At 63.0% G+C, this 19222-nt stretch carries 16 protein-coding genes; 10 read left to right on the top strand and 6 right to left on the bottom strand.

The features are described 5' to 3' along the window. The 6 genes from BPHYT_RS21720 to BPHYT_RS21695 all read left to right on the top strand — a co-directional run bounded on the left by BPHYT_RS21720 (nt 1) and on the right by BPHYT_RS21695 (nt 7343). Nucleotides 1-816, top strand: a complete 816-nt coding sequence (locus tag BPHYT_RS21720; protein ID WP_012426265.1) for a taurine ABC transporter ATP-binding protein — start codon at nt 1-3, stop codon at nt 814-816. After that, entirely contained in the window at nt 809-1729 is a 921-nt protein-coding gene (locus tag BPHYT_RS21715; protein WP_012426264.1) for an ABC transporter permease subunit, read from the top strand. Before BPHYT_RS21720 ends, BPHYT_RS21715 begins: the two co-directional genes overlap by 8 nt. Before the next feature lie 219 nt (nt 1730-1948). Further along, nucleotides 1949-3382: a phosphonoacetaldehyde dehydrogenase gene (gene phnY / locus BPHYT_RS21710; RefSeq protein ID WP_041759090.1), complete on the top strand. Its 1434-nt coding sequence runs from the start codon at nt 1949-1951 to the stop codon at nt 3380-3382. Between the two features lie 187 nt (nt 3383-3569). Further along, nucleotides 3570-5402: a sulfoacetaldehyde acetyltransferase gene (xsc, locus tag BPHYT_RS21705; RefSeq protein WP_012426262.1), complete on the top strand. Its 1833-nt coding sequence runs from the start codon at nt 3570-3572 to the stop codon at nt 5400-5402. Between the two features lie 148 nt (nt 5403-5550). Beyond that, the gene (gene pta, locus BPHYT_RS21700) at nt 5551-6585 is read left to right on the top strand and encodes a phosphate acetyltransferase (protein WP_012426261.1); all 1035 of its coding nucleotides are present in this window, start codon (nt 5551-5553) and stop codon (nt 6583-6585) included. Beyond that, nucleotides 6582-7343 (top strand): sulfite exporter TauE/SafE family protein, encoded by a 762-nt coding sequence (locus tag BPHYT_RS21695; protein ID WP_012426260.1) that lies wholly within the window; start codon nt 6582-6584, stop codon nt 7341-7343. Before pta ends, BPHYT_RS21695 begins: the two co-directional genes overlap by 4 nt. A 21-nt stretch (nt 7344-7364) precedes the next feature. On the opposite strand, the gene BPHYT_RS21690 is transcribed toward BPHYT_RS21695, so the two are convergent. The 5 genes from BPHYT_RS21690 to BPHYT_RS21670 all read right to left on the bottom strand — a co-directional run bounded on the left by BPHYT_RS21690 (nt 7365) and on the right by BPHYT_RS21670 (nt 13767). Next, on the bottom strand, nt 7365-9098 hold the full coding sequence (locus BPHYT_RS21690) for a cobaltochelatase CobT-related protein (RefSeq protein WP_041759496.1): 1734 nt from the start codon (nt 9096-9098) through the stop codon (nt 7365-7367). Next, nucleotides 9098-10087, bottom strand: a complete 990-nt coding sequence (locus BPHYT_RS21685) for an AAA family ATPase (RefSeq protein WP_012426258.1) — start codon at nt 10085-10087, stop codon at nt 9098-9100. Before BPHYT_RS21685 ends, BPHYT_RS21690 begins: the two co-directional genes overlap by 1 nt. 140 nt (nt 10088-10227) lie before the next feature. Beyond that, complete coding sequence (locus BPHYT_RS21680) at nt 10228-11658, bottom strand: amino acid permease (protein WP_012426257.1); 1431 nt, start codon at nt 11656-11658, stop codon at nt 10228-10230. 269 nt (nt 11659-11927) lie between these two features. After that, entirely contained in the window at nt 11928-13343 is a 1416-nt protein-coding gene (locus BPHYT_RS21675; RefSeq protein ID WP_012426256.1) for an NAD(P)/FAD-dependent oxidoreductase, read from the bottom strand. Nucleotides 13344-13356: 13 nt separating this feature from the next. Then, complete coding sequence (locus BPHYT_RS21670; protein ID WP_012426255.1) at nt 13357-13767, bottom strand: nuclear transport factor 2 family protein; 411 nt, start codon at nt 13765-13767, stop codon at nt 13357-13359. A 283-nt stretch (nt 13768-14050) separates the two neighbouring features. Here BPHYT_RS21670 and BPHYT_RS21665 point away from each other — a divergent pair, with 283 nt between their 5' ends. Genes BPHYT_RS21665 through BPHYT_RS21650 form a run of 4 tightly spaced genes read left to right on the top strand, consistent with a single transcriptional unit; the run spans nt 14051 to nt 18279 of the window. Beyond that, nucleotides 14051-14260 carry a DUF3311 domain-containing protein gene (locus BPHYT_RS21665; protein WP_012426254.1) on the top strand — a complete coding sequence of 70 codons (210 nt, stop codon included), beginning with the start codon at nt 14051-14053 and terminating at the stop codon, nt 14258-14260. A gap of 12 nt (nt 14261-14272) precedes the next feature. Beyond that, nucleotides 14273-15658, top strand: coding sequence for a sodium:solute symporter family protein (locus BPHYT_RS21660; protein WP_012426253.1), 1386 nt, complete (start codon nt 14273-14275; stop codon nt 15656-15658). Nucleotides 15659-15691: 33 nt separating this feature from the next. Then, nucleotides 15692-17350 carry an amidohydrolase gene (locus tag BPHYT_RS21655; protein WP_012426252.1) on the top strand — a complete coding sequence of 553 codons (1659 nt, stop codon included), beginning with the start codon at nt 15692-15694 and terminating at the stop codon, nt 17348-17350. Continuing rightward, nucleotides 17347-18279: a CobW family GTP-binding protein gene (locus BPHYT_RS21650; protein ID WP_012426251.1), complete on the top strand. Its 933-nt coding sequence runs from the start codon at nt 17347-17349 to the stop codon at nt 18277-18279. The genes BPHYT_RS21655 and BPHYT_RS21650 overlap by 4 nt, the downstream gene beginning before the upstream one ends. Before the next feature lie 31 nt (nt 18280-18310). Here BPHYT_RS21650 and BPHYT_RS21645 read toward each other — a convergent pair whose 3' ends face one another. Next, nucleotides 18311-19132: a LysR substrate-binding domain-containing protein gene (locus BPHYT_RS21645; protein ID WP_193372831.1), complete on the bottom strand. Its 822-nt coding sequence runs from the start codon at nt 19130-19132 to the stop codon at nt 18311-18313. Between the last annotated feature and the right edge of the window lie 90 nt (nt 19133-19222).

Raw genomic sequence — 19222 nt, 5'->3', positions numbered from 1 at the left:
ATGGAAAACATGACTGTCAGGAACGTGAGCGTGGTATTTCCGGGGCGGCGCCCCGGCCAGACCGTGCAGGCGCTCGACGATATCAACCTGACCATCCGCTCGGGTGACTTCGTGGTCGCGCTGGGTGCGTCGGGCTGCGGCAAGACCACGCTGTTATCGCTGATGGCCGGTTTCATCGCGCCGAGCCGCGGCGAGTTGCTGCTCGGCGGCGAACCTATTGCGGGGCCGGGGGCGGACCGCGGCGTGGTGTTCCAGAAGCATGCGCTGTTGCCATGGCTCAACGTGATCGACAACGCGGAATTCGGCCTCAAGCTGCAAGGCGTGCCACGCGCGCAACGGCGCGAAATTGCCGTGCGCAATCTTGCGCTGGTGGGCTTGCAGGACTTCCACAAGCACATGATCTACCAGCTCTCCGGCGGCATGCAGCAGCGCGTCGGGATTGCCCGCGCGCTCACCTGCGATCCGGCGATGCTGCTGATGGACGAGCCGATGGCCGCGCTCGACGCGCTCACTCGCGAGACCATTCAGGAGCTTCTGCTCGACGTGTGGAAGAAGACCAACAAGATGTTCTTCTTCATCACGCACAGTGTGGAGGAAGCACTGTTCCTTGCGAGCCGGCTCATCGTGATGTCGCCGCGTCCCGGCCGTATCACGCATACCTACGAACTGGACTTCAACCGCCGTTTTCTCGAATCGCGCGACGCACGGGCGATCAAATCGAGTCCCGATTTCATCGCAATGCGCGAGCAGGTTCTCAACATCATCTACGGCGACGAGAAAATGCATGCCGCCGAGGCCGGAGTCGCTCATGTTTAGTTCTAAATCCGCTCATGCCGTGTTGCACGGCGAGGCCGCGCAAATGGAGACGAACTCGCCGATCGAGCCGCCCCGCAGACCGGGCCGCGGACCTCGTATGCTCGCGAAGAAGCCCGCCAGGCCCGGCGACACGTTCGGCGTGCCCGGGCAAGGCAGCAGCGTCGCCACGAGCCTGATCACGGTCGCCGCGTTCATCGCGCTCTGGTTCGCGGCGACCAATCTGCACTGGATCAAGCCGTTGTTCCTGCCATCGCCGCAGGCCGTCTACGCGAAGTTCATCTATGTCGCCACGGAAGGTTTCGCCAATTCGACGCTCGCGCAGCACACCGGCATCAGCTTGCTGCGCGTGTTCGGCGCGTTCGCGCTCGCCTGTGTGACGGCGATACCCGTCGGCGTGATGATGGGCGTGTCGCGCTTCGCGCGCGGTGCGTTCGATCCGCCGATCGAGTTCTACCGGCCGTTGCCGCCGCTCGCCTATTTGCCGCTCATCATCATCTGGTTCGGCATCGGCGAATTTTCGAAGGTGCTGCTGATCTATCTCGCGATCTTCGCGCCGCTCGCGATTGCGGCGCGCGCAGGCGTGCGCTCGGTGTCGATCGAACAGATTCACGCCGCCTACTCGATGGGCGCCTCGCGCACGCAAGTGGTGCTGTACGTGATCCTGAAGTCGGCGATGCCGGAGATCTTTACCGGCATGCGAATCGGCATCGGCGTGGGCTGGACGACGCTGGTGGCCGCTGAAATGGTCGCCTCGAACAGCGGCCTCGGTTTCATGGTGCTCAACGCGGCGGAATTTCTGGCGAGCGACGTGGTGATCATGGGGATCATCGTGATCGGCTTCTTTGCGCTGTGCTTCGATTTGCTGATGCGTTATATCGAGCGCGTGCTGGTGCCGTGGAAAGGGAAGGTTTGAGAAGGCTTCACCGTATTCCGCTGACAAGGGCCCTTCATTGGGCCCTTTCTCTTTTCGCATGCGCTGCAGCGACACGGCGCTGGACTCAGCGACTCCTCCAAGCTGGCTCTACCCCGTTGGCGTGCCCAACGGCACTATCGACCTCAACGGTAAGACATTTACTTTCCACCATCGTCAATCCAGCCAGGGGGCCGCGTGAACGCCATTTTCAAACCACGGATGCCTTCTGCCGTTCGCCACGAGGCCATGCGCATCGGCGGGGAAAGGGTGACGCGCGCTGAGGTCATCGAGGTATTCAACCCCTATACGCGCGAACTGGTCGGCACCGTCCCGAACGCCACCGTGGACGACGTGCGCCATGCCTTCGAGTACGCTCACGCGTATCGCGCCAAACTCACACGCTATGAGCGCGCGCAGATCCTGCGGCGCGCGGCGGATATCGTGCGCGAACGGACAAACGAAATCGCCGACCTGATCACCGCGGAATCGGGGCTCTGCAAAAAGGATTCGTTATACGAAGCGGGCCGCGTCAGCGACGTATTGGTCTTCGGCGCCAACGAGGCGCTAAAGGATGACGGCCAGATCTTCTCGTGCGATCTGACACCACACGGCAAACAGCGCCGCGTCTACACGCAGCGCGAGCCGCTGCTCGGCGTGATCTGCGCGATCACGCCGTTCAATCATCCGATGAACCAGGTGGCGCATAAGATCGTGCCATCCATCGCCACCAATAACCGGATCGTCGTCAAGCCGTCGGAGAAGGTGCCGCTGTCCACCTGTCTGCTCGCCGAGATCCTCTACAGCGCCGGCCTGCCGCAACAGATGCTACAGGTGGTGACAGGCGACCCGAAAGATATCGCCGACGAACTCATCACGAACCCGCGCGTCGACCTGATTACGTTCACGGGCGGCGTCGCTATCGGCAAATACATCGCGAACAAGATGGGTTACCGGCGCGCGGTTCTAGAACTGGGCGGCAACGATCCGATCATCGTGATGGAAGACGCGGACCTCGACGAAGCGAGCACGCTGGCCGTTTCCGGCTCGTACAAGAACTCGGGGCAGCGCTGCACCGCCATCAAGCGGATGCTCGTGCATGAGGCGGTGGCGGACCGCTTTGTCGAACTGCTGGTGGAGAAGACCCGCGCAATACGCTACGACGACCCGGCCGATCCCGCCACCGACATGGGCACTGTGATCGACGAAGACTCCGCGAAGTTCTTCGAAGCGCAAGTCAACGACGCCGTGAGCCGCGGCGCGAAGCTGCTGCTCGGCAACGTGCGCCGCGGCGCTCTCTATTCGCCGACCGTGGTCGATCACGTCACGGCCGATATGCCGCTCGTTCGCTATGAAACCTTCGGGCCGGTTTCGCCGGTCATTCGTTTCCGCGATATCGACGAAGCGATCCGACTCTCTAACTCCACCGATTACGGCCTGTCCTCGTCCGTCTGCACGAACCGGCTCGACTACATCACGCGGTTTATCGCGGAACTGGAAGTGGGCAGCGTGAACGTGCGCGAGGTGCCGGGCTATCGGCTCGAACTGACGCCGTTCGGCGGCATCAAGGACTCGGGGCTCGGCTACAAGGAAGGCGTTCAGGAAGCGATCAAGAGCTTTACCAACGTCAAGACGTACTCGTTGCCGTGGCAGTAAGGCTGCGGCAGCGGTCGCCACTGCCAGAACGCAAACCGCATCCTCGCGAAACGAAAAATTTTTGATACAAAACGTTCCATTTATTTGAATTTTGGTTGACTGACGCAAACCACTGACCTACATTTCAGACACCAAGCATTTTTCGGTATTTTTTGTTCCACTTATCTCAAAGAGCTGGAGACACCCCATGAGCGAGCAGAATCCTTCCCCGCGCGACGCGACCGCCGACAACCGTGCCAGTGGCCCGCAGGCCATGACGCCGTCGGAAGCGTTTGTCGAAACCCTGGCGGCCAACGGCGTGACCGATATGTTCGGCATCATGGGCTCCGCCTTCATGGACGCCATGGACATCTTCGCGCCCGCCGGCATCCGCCTGATTCCGGTCGTGCACGAGCAAGGCGCCGGTCACATGGCCGACGGCTATTCGCGTGTCTCGGGGCGTCACGGCGTGGTGATCGGCCAGAACGGCCCGGGCATCAGCAACTGCGTCACCGCCATTGCCGCGGCCTATTGGGCCCACAGCCCGGTCGTGATCGTCACGCCGGAGGCCGGCACCATGGGCATCGGTCTGGGCGGCTTCCAGGAAGCCAAGCAGCTGCCCATGTTCCAGGAGTTCACCAAGTATCAAGGCCACGTCACCCATCCGGCCCGCATGGCCGAATTCACGGGCCGCTGCTTCGACCGCGCGATGGCGGAAATGGGACCGACCCAGCTCAACATTCCGCGCGACTATTTCTATGGTCAGGTCAAGGTGGAAATTCCTCAGCCGCAGCGTCTCGATCGCGGCGCGGGCGGTGAGCAAAGCCTGAACGAAGCGGCAGAGCTGCTCGCGCAAGCCAAATTCCCGGTGATCATTTCCGGCGGCGGCGTGGTGATGGCCGATGCGATCGAAGAATGCAAGGCGCTCGCCGAACGTTTGAACGCACCGGTCGTCAACAGCTATCTGCACAACGATTCTTTCCCCGCCAACCATCCGCTGTGGTGCGGCCCGCTCGGCTATCAAGGCTCGAAAGCGGCCATGAAGCTACTGTCGCGCGCCGACGTCGTCATTGCGCTCGGCTCGCGCCTCGGACCGTTCGGCACGCTGCCGCAGCACGGCATGGACTACTGGCCGACCAACGCGAAGATCATCCAGATCGATGCCGATCACAAGATGCTTGGCCTCGTGAAGAAGATTTCGGTGGGTATCTGCGGCGACGCGAAAGCTGCCGCCGTCGCGCTGACCGAACGCCTTGCGGGACGCAAACTCGCAAGCGACGCCACGCGCGAGGAACGCGGCGCTCAGATCGCATCCGAGAAAGCCGCCTGGGAGAAGGAACTCGACGACTGGACGCACGAGCGCGACGCCTACAGTCTCGACATGATCGAGGAGCAGAAGCAGGAGCGCACGCCTGGCGGCGGCACCTACCTGCATCCGCGCCAGGTGCTGCGCGAACTGGAAAAGGCCATGCCTGAAGACGTCATGGTCTCGACCGACATCGGCAACATCAACTCGGTGGCCAACAGCTATCTGCGCTTCAACAAGCCGCGCAGCTTTTTCGCGGCGATGAGCTGGGGCAATTGCGGTTACGCGTTTCCGACCATCATCGGCGCCAAGGTTGCCGCGCCGCATCGTCCGGCCGTGTCGTATGCGGGCGATGGCGCATGGGGCATGAGCCTGATGGAAACCATGACTTGCGTGCGCCACAACATCCCGGTGACGGCCGTGGTGTTCCACAATCGCCAGTGGGGCGCGGAGAAGAAGAACCAGGTGGACTTCTACAACCGCCGCTTCGTCGCCGGTGAACTCGACAACCAGAGCTTTGCGGCGATTGCCCGCGCGATGGGCGCCGAAGGCATCGTGGTGGATCGTCTCGAAGACGTGGGCCCGGCGCTCAAGCGCGCGATCGACGCGCAGATGAATCACGGCAAGACCACCATCATCGAAATCATGTGCACGCGTGAACTGGGCGATCCGTTCCGCCGCGACGCGCTCTCCAAGCCGGTGCGCATGCTCGACAAGTACAAGGACTACGTCTGAGCGTGTTATGCGGCGCGCGCGGCCTCGGTGTTCAAACGGACCGAGGCCGCCGCGCTCACTGGCCGGAAACAGCGCGCATTCTTTTCACGCGCGCTGTCTCCGGCTTCTTCGTTCAAGGTTCTCGCTATTTCTCCACTCGGCCACGCTTATGAAAGCCATCAACCGCATCATTGAACAAGCGCGCCGTTCGCCGATGCGCATCGTGCTGAGCGAGGCCGAGGATCCGCGCGTGTTGCAGGCGGCGCAACGCGCGACCCGAGAAGGCATTGCGCGCATTCTGCTGGTGGGCGACGCCACGCGTATCCGCGAGGCTGCCGCCGGCTTCGACGTCGATCTATCCGGTATGGAATTGGTGGACCCTGCTACTTCGGCGCTCGCATCGTCATATGCCGACGAACTGTTCGCATTGCGCAGCAAGAAAGGCATGACGCTCGAACAGGCGCGGAAAGAAATCCTCAACCCGCTGTGCTTCGCGAACCTGATGGTGCGTCTCGGCCATGCCGACGGTTCCGTGTCCGGCGCGGTCAATACCACCGCCGACGTGGTGCGCACTGCGATCCAGATCATCGGCATTGCGCCGTCGTTCAAGCTCGTCTCGAGTTTCTTTCTGATGATGCTGTGCGAGCCGTTCCACACGCTCAAGGGCGGCCTGATCTTTTCCGACTGCGCGCTCGTAGTGGAACCCGATGCCGCCCAACTCGCGGAGATCGCGATGGCCGCGGCGGACAGCGCAAGAAGCCTGCTGATGGATGAGCCGCGCGTGGCCATGCTGTCGTTTTCGACGAGCGGCAGCGCGCATCATGCGGCAGTCGACAAAGTGGTCAACGCAACCCACATCGTGCAGGAACGCCGCCCGCATCTCGCGATCGACGGCGACGTGCAACTCGACGCGGCTATCGTCTCCGAAATCGCGCTGCGCAAGGTCAAGCATTCGCAGGTGGAAGGCCACGCCAACGTGCTGGTGTTTCCGAGTCTCGAGGCGGGCAATATCGGCTACAAGCTGGCCGAGCGGATCGGCGGCGCGAAGGCGATCGGCCCTTTGCTGCAAGGCCTGCGCAAGCCCGCCAACGACCTCTCGCGCGGTTGCAGCGCGGACGACATCTACTACGTCACCGCCGTCACCGCGGTCCAGGCACAAGCCGCGCTCACGCATCCCGACGCCCTCACGCCGTCTCATACATGATCGTTCAAAAGTTGCTGCCTCTGCTCGCGCTGATGGGCGTCGCGAGCTATTTTCAAACCATCACCGGCTTCGGCCTGAGCATGATCGTGATCGGCGCCGCCAGCGGCCTGGACCTCGCGCCGGTGACGAGTCTCGCCGCGTTGCTGAGCCTCGTGACGCTCGCCAACAGCGCGACTGCCTTGCCCGGCAAACTGCATCACATCGACTGGCGGGCGGTGGGCGCCGCTACGTTGGGCATTCTGCCGTCGGTAGTAGCGGGCGTGCTGGTGCTGGATCTGTTGAGCAATGCAGCGTCAAGCATGTTGCAGCTACTGCTGGGCGCCGTGGTGCTGTATGGGGGCTTGAGCGCGGCGCTGCGGCCCACACCGCTCGCTTGCCGCTCAGGCAACCGAAGTTTTTTTGTTAGCGGCCTCTTTGGCGGTCTGCTGAGCGGGATGTTCGGCGTATCCGGGCCGCCGTTGATTTTTCAGTTCTATCGCCAGCCGCTCTCGCTCGTGCAGATCCGCTACGCGTTGATTGTGATCTTTACGGTGACGTCGACCATTCGCACGATGTTCAGCGCGTACCTGGGCCAACTCGACGCCGATCTCTGGATGCAAGCCGCGTTCGCAGTCCCGGTCGTCGCGCTGATGACGCTTGTAGCGCGGCAGTATCCGCCGCCGCTGTCGAGTGTGATGACGCGCCGCATCGCGTACGCGATTCTGGTGGTGATCGGCGGTTCGCTGATCCTGCATGCGTTGCAGCAGCTGCTCCGCTAGGCGGCCGCGGACCCAAGCGCCCTAGCGCCGCGCGCCGATCCAGCCAACGAGTTCCGTAAACAACGGCATGTCGGGCGGCGTGGACAGATCGACCGCAAGGCAACGGCGGTAATAAGGACTGAGATCGAGTCCGACGCCCAGGCCCAGCAACTCGACATCGCGCGCGGCTTCGTTGCGTTCGACGACTTGCTTCAGGTGGTTGTCGAGATAGTAGGTGTCGTTGACCTGAGCGGTGGCGCTGTCCATCGGGCTGCCGTCCGAGATCACGACGAGAATCCGCCGCGCCTCGGCACGCGTTCGCAGCCGCGTGCAGGCCCAGTCGACCGCTTCGCCGTCCACGCCTTCGCGAAACAGATCGGCCTTGAACAATGCGGCGATGTCGGCGCGAGCACGCCGCCAACTCGTCGCCGCATCCTTGAAGACGAGGTGAGCGACCTCGTTGAGCCGCCCAGGATGAGACGGCCGCCCGCCGGCCAGCCAATCTTGCCGCGCGCGGCCGCCATTCCAGGCGCCGGTCGAGAAACCCAGCACCTCGCTGGCGACACCCGCCTGATCGAGCGCGCGAGTGAGCACGTCCACCAGCAGCGCCACCGGCTCGATATACGTGCGCATCGAACCCGAACAATCGATGAGAAAGCTCACCACGCAATCGGCGAGCGGCTTGTACCGTTCGAGCAGAAACAAACGCCGCTCGGCCGGCGAGCTGACCAGCTGCGCGAGACGCCGGCCGTCGATGCGGCCGTGCTCTTCGCCGAACGACCAGCCGTCGCGTTGCGGCACCGCGAGCGCCGCCTTGAGCGCATACGCGAGTCGCGGCACGTTGATGCGCTGCGCGGCAATGCGCTTGTCGAGCTGGTCGCGGTATTCGGTCAGCAACTCGCTGCGAATGCGCGAGCCCGGCATGAACTCGCGATCGTAGCGCGTGGTGTACGCCAGGTAGCGATGCTCCGCGTCTCTGAGCACGCGGCTGTCGCCGGTGGCGGCGAGGCCCATGTCGACCTGCTCGCCTTCGTCGGTATCGAACCAGAGCGCGAACATGGACCGCACGGCTTCGTCGTCTTCCGGTGCCTGCTCGTCTTCTCCTTCGACGGACTGCGCGCGGGCGTCACGCATCATCTGGCTGACGAGACGCGCCAATTCGAGCGCATGAATTGCAAACTCGCCCTGCTCCGTTCGATGCCGCCGCAGCGCCGCGAGCGGTACGCCCAAGGTCGGTGTGATCGCGGCGCGCGTGGCTTCGATCAGACCTTCTGTTTCTTCCAGCACGGGCCAGCCCGACAGACGCGACCAGACGATCTGCGCCACGGTGTAAAGCAGAATGCCGAGGTGGCCGTCGGTCCACCCGGTCCGATAGAAAGCGCGCGACCACGTTTCGAAACGATGGCGCAGATTCTGCGCGAGTCCCGGCATGCTGGCCGGCACAAGCGCTTCGCAACGTAACTGCTCGAACAGCTCGAACAGCAGTCGCTCCACCGGCTCCGCCGGTTCGGCTGGACACAGACTCGCGTGGAGCTTCGCGTCGGAATGCGTGAGGCGTAATGCTGCGCCGTCCGCGGCGCCGCGCAGGGAACGCAGATCGTCTGGTTGCGCGTCCATGCGCAGATGCGGCGCATGCAGATGCACCGGACGCAGACCACGGAATAAGCGGCCGGCGCGGTAATGCAACTCCGCGTCCCCGGTCAATGCGCGCACCGCCGCCGCGCACAGGTTCTGACGCTGTTCGGCGCGGCGTGCCGCTTGCCGCTCGGCAGGCATCATTGCGGCACCGTCGAGCGCATCTCGCGCTCCGCCGCGCTTTCCAGTTCCCTATCGAAGCAGCGCTGAAAATACTCGGCCACGATGGGCCGCTCTGCTTCGTCGCATTTGTTGACGAAGGTCAGGCGAAACGCCATCGCCGGGTCGCGGAAGATCTGGCAATTTTCCGCCCAGTCGATCACGGTGCGCGGCGACATCAGCGTGGACAGATCGCCAGTGGCGAAGCCTTTGCGCGTCAGTTCCGCCACACTGATCATCGACTCGATCAGCGCGCGGCCGGCCTCGTCGGCGAGTTCGGGCACGCGCGCCAGCACGATGCCGGCTTCCTCGGCACGCGGCAGATAGTTGAGCGTGGCGACCACGTTCCAACGGTCCAGCTGCGCGTGATTCAACAACTGCGTGCCGTGGTAAAGACCGTTCAGATTGCCCAGGCCGACCGTGTTGGTCGTAGCGAACAGCCGGAAATACGGATGCGGATGAATCACGCGGTTCTGATCGAGCAGCGTGAATTTGCCGTCGCGCTCGAGAATGCGCTGGATCACGAACATCACGTCGGGACGGCCCGCGTCGTATTCGTCGAAGATCAACGCCATGGGACGTTGCAGCGCCCACGGCACGATACCTTCCTGGAATTCGGTGATCTGCACGTCGTCGCGCACGATGATCGCGTCTTTGCCCACCAGATCGAGACGGCTGATATGCCCGTCGAGATTCACGCGCACGCACGGCCAGTTCAGGCGGGCCGCGACCTGTTCGATGTGCGTGGATTTGCCCGTGCCGTGCAGACCCTGCACCATCACGCGGCGCTCGCGCATGAAGCCGGCGAGAATCGCCAGCGTCACTTCTGGATTGAAGCGATACACCTCGTCGATTTCGGGAACGTGGTCGTCCCGTTCGCTGAAGGCCGGCACCATCAAGCCTGAGTCGATGCCAAACAACGTGCGCACCGAGACCATCCGGTCCGGCTTGCCTGTCACGATATCGGTCACTACGCTCTCCTCGCGCTTCGTCACGACGAAGGCCGGCGCCTAGCATGGCTGGCAGCGCGGCCTTGTCGAGCCATCATACGCACTTTCTTTTTTCGATACAAATCATCTCGTTTTTTTGCATTCGCAGCCTGACGCCGACATTAGTGATGGTGATGCCGGTATTCCAGCGTGTCCGGTTCGCCGAACCCGGCATCGGGTTTACGGACGCGCAGCAGATAAGCGAGCAGCAACACGCCTAGGCTCGCGACTCCGAACCACAACGGTTGACGTTGCTCGGGAATGAACGCCATCGCCACCAGAATGCCGACCATGCCGATGATCGCGACCCACGTGAGGTACGGGTAGCACCACATCCGGACGCGCAGCTTCTCCGGCGCATCCCGTTCGATGCGAGCGCGCAGTTTCAATTGCGAGATCGCGATCAGCACGTAGACGAAAATCGCCACCGTGCCGTACGAATTCACGAGGAAGGCGAAAACCGTATCCGGCGACACGTACGACATCACCACCGACGCATAGCCGAACACGGTGCCGATCAGAATCGCCCGAACCGGCACGCCGCGACGATTGACCTTGGCGAGTGCGGCGGGCGCGTCGCCGTGGCGTGTCAGCGCGAAGATCATCCGCGACGCGGCATAGAGGCCTGAATTGAGCGCAGACAGCACCGCGGTCAGCACGATGGCATTCATGACGCTGGCGGCGGCGGGAATACCCATGGCATCGAGCGCGCTCACATACGGCGTCGCCATCTTCGGGGAATTCCACGGCACCAGCGCGACGACGAGCAGGATCGAGCCGACATAAAAAACCAGCACGCGCGTGATCACCGAGTTCGTCGCTTTGGCGACGGCTTTGGCGGGCTCCTGCGCTTCGGCCGCCGCGATCGTGACGATCTCCGCGCCGAAGTAAAAGCCCGTGGCCGCAACCGCGCCGCTCAGCACGGGTCCGATTCCCTTCGGCATCAAGCCGCCGTGCGAAAGCAGCGTCGGCAGAACGGCGGTGACGTGCTTCGCCGCGGGCCACAGTCCCAGCACATACATGCCGCCGAGAAACAGGAACACCATGATCGCCGCGACCTTGATCGACGCGAACCAGAACTCGAATTCACCGTAGCTGCCGACCGAGACCAGGTTGGTCGCCGTGAGCGTGACCAGCAACACGAGACTGATCGCCCACGCGGGAACGTCCGGTAGCCAAAACTGCACGAGTTTCGCCCCGGCCACGGCCTCCACCGCGACGACGATGACCCAGAAATACCAGTACATCCAGCCGGTCAGAAAACCGGCGAGGTTGCCGGACGCGCGCTTGCCGCCGAACGCGAGCCGCGCGTATTCGTAGAACGAACCGACGGCCGGCATCGCGCAGGCCATTTCGCCGAGCATCCGCATGACCAGCACGACCAGCGCGCCGGTGATCAGAAACGACAGCACCGCGGCGGGGCCAGCCTGCTGCACGACCACGCCGCTGCCGACGAAGAGCCCCGCGCCGATCACGCCGCCGAGCGCGATCATCGTCATGTGGCGCTGTTTGAGGCCCGCCTTCAATTCCGTTGTGTCTGTAGATCGCTGCATGTCACCTCCAATTCCGTTATCCGATCGCGGACCGGGCCGTCCTGCTTTCGCGGCCGCCCGAGTCCTATCGTCGTCAATACTGGATGGGGCGAGGACGCCCATGCGTCCCGCCCAGGATTTTTTATGAAGCACCGCGCGACTCTCGCGCATGGTGCAAGTGTGCACCGGTTGGAGCGCTGTTTGGTGTGCCGTTTGCGCAGTGCGAACGGCAAGTTGCCGGTTGCAAGTTCAGCGCCGCACGGCGCGCGGGCAATGTTCCGCCCGCTGCATCACGGTTTTTCGTCGCGCCGGAAATACAGTTGATACAGCATCCGCTGGCCGATTCGCCGGAATGGCGCGAACGGGTGCCCGGGCAATGGCGACGTGAAGATCGGCAACGTCTGTTTCGCGCCCTTTCCCGCGATGCGTTCGGCCAGCCGCCGCCCGGCCTGCTGCGAATACGACACGCCGTTGCCGCCGTAGCCGAGCGCGTAGTACACGGTCTGCATCGGATCCGGCTGATACACGCGCGGCATCATGTCGTGGCTGACGTCCACCCAGCCCCACCATGAATAATCGATCGCGACGCCGCGCAGGGCCGGAAACTTGCGCAACATGCCTTCCATCAGCAGATCGTAATGGCGCGAATTGGGCGCGTCGGCGCCGGTGATCGCGGAACGGCTGCCGATCTGCAAACGGTTGTCCGGCAGAAAACGATAGTAGAAGCGCAGCGTGCGCGTATCGGTCAGCACCTGGGTCGTGCGAAAGTTGCACGCGTCGATTTCCTGCTTCGTGAGCGGCCGCGTGACCATCGAATTCGACAGGATCGGCATGATGCGGCTGCGCAGCGAGTTGTGCAGCGTTTGCGCCGTGTACGCGCCCGTTGCAATGCCGACCGCGCGTGCCCGCACGATGCCGCCAGGCGTGCGCAAATGATGCACACCGTTGATCGTTTCCCAGCCGAGCACCGGGCTCGCCGGATGCACCTTGGCGCCCGCTTCGCGGGCCAGCCGCAGATAACCGAAGGCGAGCTTCAACGCATGAATGCCGATGCCTTCGGGCTCGTGCAGCGCGCCCGCTGCTTCGTGATCGTTGACGTATTCGCGCTGGAAGGTCTGCTTGTCGATCAGCTCGGACGGATAGCCGAACACGTCCTTCCAGACTTTGGCCTCGGCGGCGAGCTTCTGCATGATGCGCGGCCGGTGCGCGATCAGAAAGTGGCCACCGGGTTGCGGATCGCAATCGATCTCCGCGACCAGCGACTTGAAATTATCGAAACCTTCCTGAATCTCGTCGTGCATTTTCAACGCGACGTCTTTACCCCAGCGCTCGATCCATTGCGAACGCGACAGCCGGCCCGAGGCGTTCTGACCTTGGCCGCCGTTGCGGCTGCTGCAGCCCCAGCTCGTCTTGTTGGCTTCCAGCACGACAGCCTTGATGCCGTGCTCCCGCGCGAGACAGAGCGCCGTGGCGAGCCCGGTATAGCCGCCGCCAATGATCGCCACATCCACGTCGACATCCGCGGTGATCGGGCCATCGTCTTCGGGCGGCGTGCCCGCGGTCGCAACCCAGTAGGTCGGCGCGTATTGCTTGCCCCAGCCCGGCCCGGGCGACACCAGCGGGTCGTACGCCGGGTCGTAGCGCGTATCGTCTGCGCGGCCGGACGGCATGCCTTGCGCGACCCGTTCGATTTCACTGTGCTCCATGTGAAGCTCCCGATCAGCGTGCGAGGTTCTGCTTCGGACGTTCCTTGCGGAAGGCCCGCTTGACCGCGATGAGGCCGTCGCGGAATTCGAACAGGTCGCAACCTTCCGCCTCGATGCGCCAGCCTTCCGCGTGCGTTCCCGTGAACACCCACTCGGACACGCCGCGCTCGCCGCTCACGTAATGACGGCCTTGCCCCCAATGCGCGTCGGGAAAGGTCTTGAAGACGGCTTCGAACGCCGCGCGCGTTGCCTCGCGGCCCACGAAGCGCGTGCCGAAGACTTCCGGACCGCCCGCTGCATCGAACACGCAATCGTCGGTCATGAAGGTCATCAACGCGTTTGCGTCATGACGATTGAATGCATCGGAAAACGCGGCCAGTGTTTCGGCCGTGACGTGCTGCAGCGGGGTCTGTGTTTGAGCCATTGCTTTCTCCTCCTGGATGACTATCGCTTTCGCGTTCGTTTCGATAAGGCATGAGACGCCGCCGGTGGCCGGCGATTTCGTGAGGAAATTGTAGGCAGGGGGGTTTTTAGCCGGTAGGTCCAGTGAGGTGCTTTCGCCTGGTGCAGCGCGCCGTGACACGGGTCTCGCGGAGTCTGCGGCATCTGCTGAATTGGACTCATCGACTCCCGCCAACTGGCTCTATGGTTCTGTTTTTTTGTTCGGCAACACTGAGGGCATTGGCCACATGCTGCGAGGAGTTAACGTGCTCAAACTGTTTATCGGACTCGGCATTCCCTATCTTGGCGTGGTCGGCCTGCTGCCGTGGGTGGCGTCCGTCGATCGCTTCGTGCTGGGCGTGCCGTTCATCTATGCCTGGATCTTCGCGTGGTTCATCCTCACCTCCGGGTGCCTGATGATCTGCTGGCGCGTGTTCGACTGCCGCCACGACGAGTCCCACCCGCAAAACAGCTAAAGGAGTGTCCGGATGGCCACCGCAGTCTTTCTCGGCTTCCTCGCTTTCTCGCTTTACCTCGCGATCCGTTCGAACAAGGGACGTGGTCCGCAAAGCGTGCATGACTTCTTCGTGGCGTCGCGGCAGTTCGGCGCCTACCTCGTGTTCTTCCTCGCGGCCGGCGAGATCTACAGCATCGGCACGATGGTAGGTTTTCCGGGCGGCATCTATGCGAAGGGACCGACCTACGGCGTCTGGTTTCTCGGCTACATTCTGCTGGCCTATCCCGTCGGCTATTTCATCGGCCCGAAGATCTGGCAAGCCGGCAAGCGCTATAACGCGATCACCCTGCCCGATCTGTTCAAGGGGCATTTTCAGAGCCGCGCGCTCGAACTGATCGTCGCGGGCTCCGCGATCGTCTTTCTGCTGCCGTGGGGCCAGTTGCAGTTCACCGGACTCGTCGCCGCGTTGAACGGACTCGGGTGGAACTTCAAACCGCTGTATCTGATTCTGTTCGCGGCGTTGCTCGCCTTCACCTATATCGCAATCGCCGGCGTGCGGGCATCGGCTTATATCGCCGTGCTGAAGGATATCCTGATGGTCGTCGCGATCGTCGTCACCGGCGTTGCCGTGTCGATGGAAGTCGGCGTGACCGAGGTCTTTCATGCCGCCAGCCAGCACGTTAGCAACCGGATGAATTCGCACCAGTTGACCTTCTCGATGAGCACCATGCTGTTCCAGTCGCTCGGCTTCTACGTCATGCCGTTCGCGGTGCAGAACTTCTTTACCGCGAAAAGCGCGAACACGATCCGCCGCACGCAGGTCGCCATGCCGCTTTACATGCTGATGTATCCGTTTCTCGTGGTCGCGTCGTACTACGCGATCAGTCAGAACCTGCATCTCGCCTCGCCTAACGAAGCGTTCTTCGCTGCCGCGATCCGTTTGCTGCCGGGCTGGCTGCTCGGACTCGTCGCGGCCGGTGCGTCGCTGTCGGGTTTGCTCGTGCTGGCCGGCATCTGTCTCGCGATCGGGCCGATCGTGACACGCAATCTGCTGCCGGGCATGCCGGAAGCTCGCCAGAAGACGAGCGCGAAAGTGGTGATCGTGCTGTATCTGCTGGTGTCGATCGTGATGACGCTGCTCACGCCGAATCTGATGCTCACGCTGATCAACACCACGTATTACGGCGTGACGCAATTCTTCCCCGGCGTGATGGTCGTTCTGTTCGGACTGCGCGTGCGGCCGTCCGCGATTGCCTCAGGCATGTTGACCGGGCAGTTGCTGGCGGTCATCCTGTACGTGATGCAGATCGATCTCGGCGGCTTCAATCTGGGACTGGTATGCCTCGGCGTGAATCTGCTGGTGCTGACCGCCGTGAACCTCACCGCGAAACCGAGCCGTGCGCACGCACTCAGTTGAAATCCGGCTGAAACGAACTTCAATCACTGACCTATGACTCAACGAGAAGAAAAGTGCCCTACACAAGTCTTCGTCGCGAAGAAGATCGTGACGATGAATCCCATGCAGCCCTATGCGACGCACGTGGCGATTCGCGACGGCAAGATTCTCTCGGTAGGCGGCGCTGACGACGTGAAGCAATGGGGCGATGCCGAAATCGTCGATACGTTCAGCGATAAAGTGTTGATGCCGGGCTTTGTCGAAGGCCATTGCCACTTGATGGAAGGCGCGATGTGGGACGCCGTCTATGTCGGCTACTACGACCGCCGTGGCCCAGACGGCCGGCGCTGGCCAGGCCTGACATCGCTGGACGCCGTGATCGAGCGCCTGAAGGCGGCGCAAGCCGAAATGGCATCGGCCGACGCTCCGCTGCTCGCGTGGGGCTTCGATCCGATCTTCTTCGGCACCCAACGCCTGAGCGTGCGCGAACTGGACACGGTGTCGGCCGAGCGGCCCATCGTGATCCTGCATGCGAGCGTGCACCTGATGAACGTCAATTCGCCGATGCTCGCGCGCGCCGGCATCGACGAAGAAACGGATATCGACGGCATCGACAAAGACGAGAGCGGACAGCCGACCGGCGAGTTGCAGGAGTTCGCCGCCATGTTCCCGGTCTACCGCGTGATCGGTGCCGGCCTCTCGATCGCCGCGAGCGAAAGCACGAAGGCGATCTGGAATTTCGGCCGCGTCGCGCAACTCGCCGGTGTGACGACCGCCACCGATCTGGTCAACGACTTCTCCGAAACCGGTAATCGCAATCTGCGCGAAGTGACCGCGAGCGCGGATTTTCCCGTGCGTATCGTGCCCGCCTTCGCGCCGCAGCGCAGCCCTGAAGGCGGCGCCCAACGGGTGCTCTCGGCGATGGAAACCGCCACGCCGAAGCTTCACTTCGGGCCCGTCAAGTTTATCGTCGACGGTTCGATCCAAGGCTTCACCGCGCGCCTGAAATGGCCCGGCTATCTGAACGGTAAGCCCAACGGTTTATGGCTGATTCCGCCGAGCCAGTTCGTCGAAGTGTTCACGCCGTTTCACGAAGCGGGCCTGCAACTGCACGTGCACACCAACGGCGACGAGGCGACCGAGCTCGTGCTCGACGCGTTCGAGCGGCTTCTCACGCTTCATCCGCGACGCGATCACCGGCATACGCTGCAGCACTGCCAGATGGCGGACGCGAGCCAGCTCGCGCGCGCGGCGAGCCTCGGCCTGTGCATCAATTTCTTTTCGAACCACATCTATTACTGGGGCGACGCGCACTATACGCAGACCATGGGCGCGGACCGCGCGAATCGCATGAACGCGGCGGAATCGGCGCGCCGCCTGGGCATTCCATTTGCGTTTCATTCCGACGCGCCCATCACGCCGCTCAATCCGCTCTTCACCGCATGGTGCGCGTCGCAGCGCGAAACGGCGTCGGGGCGCGTGCTCGGTGCGAACGAACGCGTGCCGATCGCCGACGCGCTGCGCGCGATCACGCTTGGCGCCGCTTATACGCTCAAGATGGATCACCTGGTAGGCAGTATCGAAGTCGGCAAATTCGCGGATTTCGCGGTGCTCGCGGAAGACCCCGCCGAAGTCGCGCCGCAACGTCTGAAGGATCTGGAAGTGTGGGGCACGGTGCTCGGCGGCCGCATTTTCCAGGCGCCGGCGGGATGAACGCGATTCCGCTCGTCGTCATCGGCGGCTATCTCGGCGCCGGAAAGACGACGCTGCTCAACCATATTCTGAGCAATGCCGGATCGCGGCGCATCACCGTTCTCGTCAACGACTTCGGCTCGATCAATATCGACGCTTCGCTGATCCGCCAGCGCACCGACGACGTGATCAATCTGGAAAACGGCTGCGTCTGCTGTTCGATCGGCGGCCGGCTGGTCGAGGCACTGCTTGCCATAAGTTCGCGCACTGACGCACCCGATCTTCTGATCATCGAAGCGAGCGGCGTATCCGACCCGGTGCGTATCGCGCAGATCGGCTTGCTCGATCGCGCGTTTCGTCTGGACGGCATTGTCGTGCTGGTGGATGCGGAGCGAGTCGAAGAGACGCTGGCCGATCCTTATGTCGGCGACATCGCGCAGCGGCAGATCGCGGGCGCCACCGCCATCGTGCTGAACAAGATGGATCTGCTTGGCGAGCCCGCGCGCGAGGCTGTCAAAGCGCGGGTTGAAGCGTTGGCTAACAGCCGTGTCATTGTGCAAACGACGCACGCAGCCGTGCCGCTCGGTCTGGTCTTCGAAGAGGGGCATCCACTGCCCGCGCGTTCTATCGGCGCGATGCCACTGTCCGCCTCTCCTACCCCGCGCGATCTGTGCAGCTTTTCATTTGTCACCAACGCGTACCTGAGCCGCAAGAAACTCAAAGAAGCGCTGCGCAGTTTCTCGGCGAAGCTGTTGCGTGCGAAAGGTTTTGTCCGACTGGAGAGCGACGGCGCATTGCATGAACTGCATGTGGTCGGCAACCGCGTGGTGATCATCGCGTCGCCGGCCCGCACTTGCGCTCAATCGCAGATCGTTCTGATCGGCATGTTCGATCGCGAAGACGAGTCCATTGCCAGAGCGGCGCTCAAAGCCGCGGAAGTCGGCGCATGAATCCGGCCAACCGGAACGCACGCCAAGAAAGCTAGCGCCTCAACTCGGAGACAATCTTCTCCGCCAGAAAATCGCACGGCGGACGATTCGAAGCCGTGCTGCGCGCCAGCACCATTTCCAGCGCGGTGATTTCGGGCAAGCCGTGCGCGCGCCCAAGCAGCGTGAAGTGTGCCGGCACCGCGCAGCGCGCGAGCGGCACGATCGCGAGGCCTGCTTCGGCCATCGACAGCAGCCCCAGCAGACTCGGGCTTTCATACGAGGTGCGGTAGGGAATCTTCGCGCGCTCCAGGCTGCGAATCGCGTTCTCGCGCGCGACGCTGCCCGGCAGGAACACGGCGATCGGCAACGGCCGTTCGCGCCATATTTCATCGGCGCTCGGCGCGGCCGCCCATTCCATGGGTTCATGGCGGATGAATTCGCCCGACAAACCCTTGACTCGCGTCGCGCACACTAGATCGACGGAGCCGTCTTTCACCATCGGCGCGAGCGCGACGCTCGGCAAACCGACGACCTGAATCTCCACCTTCGGATAGGTCGCGGAAAACTTCTTGAGGATCGGCGGCAGCAGCGACGACGCGTAATCGTCCGGCACGCCGATGCTCACGCGCCCCGTCACGTCCGGCCGAACCACCGCCGCCCACGCCTCGTCGCGTAAGGCGAGCATGCGGCGAGCGTAGGTCAGCAGGACTTCGCCGTCTTGCGTGGGCACCACGTTTCGCGGCTTGCGCACGAACAACGGCTTGCCCAGCGCGGTCTCGAGCGTCTTGATCTGCATGCTCACCGCCGATTGCGACCGATGCACGACCTCCGCCGCCCGGCTGATGTTGCCGGCGTCGGCAACGGCGACGATCATGGTCATCACGTCCAAGTCGAGAGCTTTCAAAGGGCTGGTATCAGAAAAGTAGATAGATTCGATCAATATTACGCGATTTTCTAAAGTTGC

It is taken from the genome of Paraburkholderia phytofirmans PsJN, assembly GCF_000020125.1.
In the GTDB taxonomy this organism is placed as follows: domain Bacteria; phylum Pseudomonadota; class Gammaproteobacteria; order Burkholderiales; family Burkholderiaceae; genus Paraburkholderia; species Paraburkholderia phytofirmans.
This window is presented reverse-complemented; position numbering and strand designations above follow the sequence as displayed.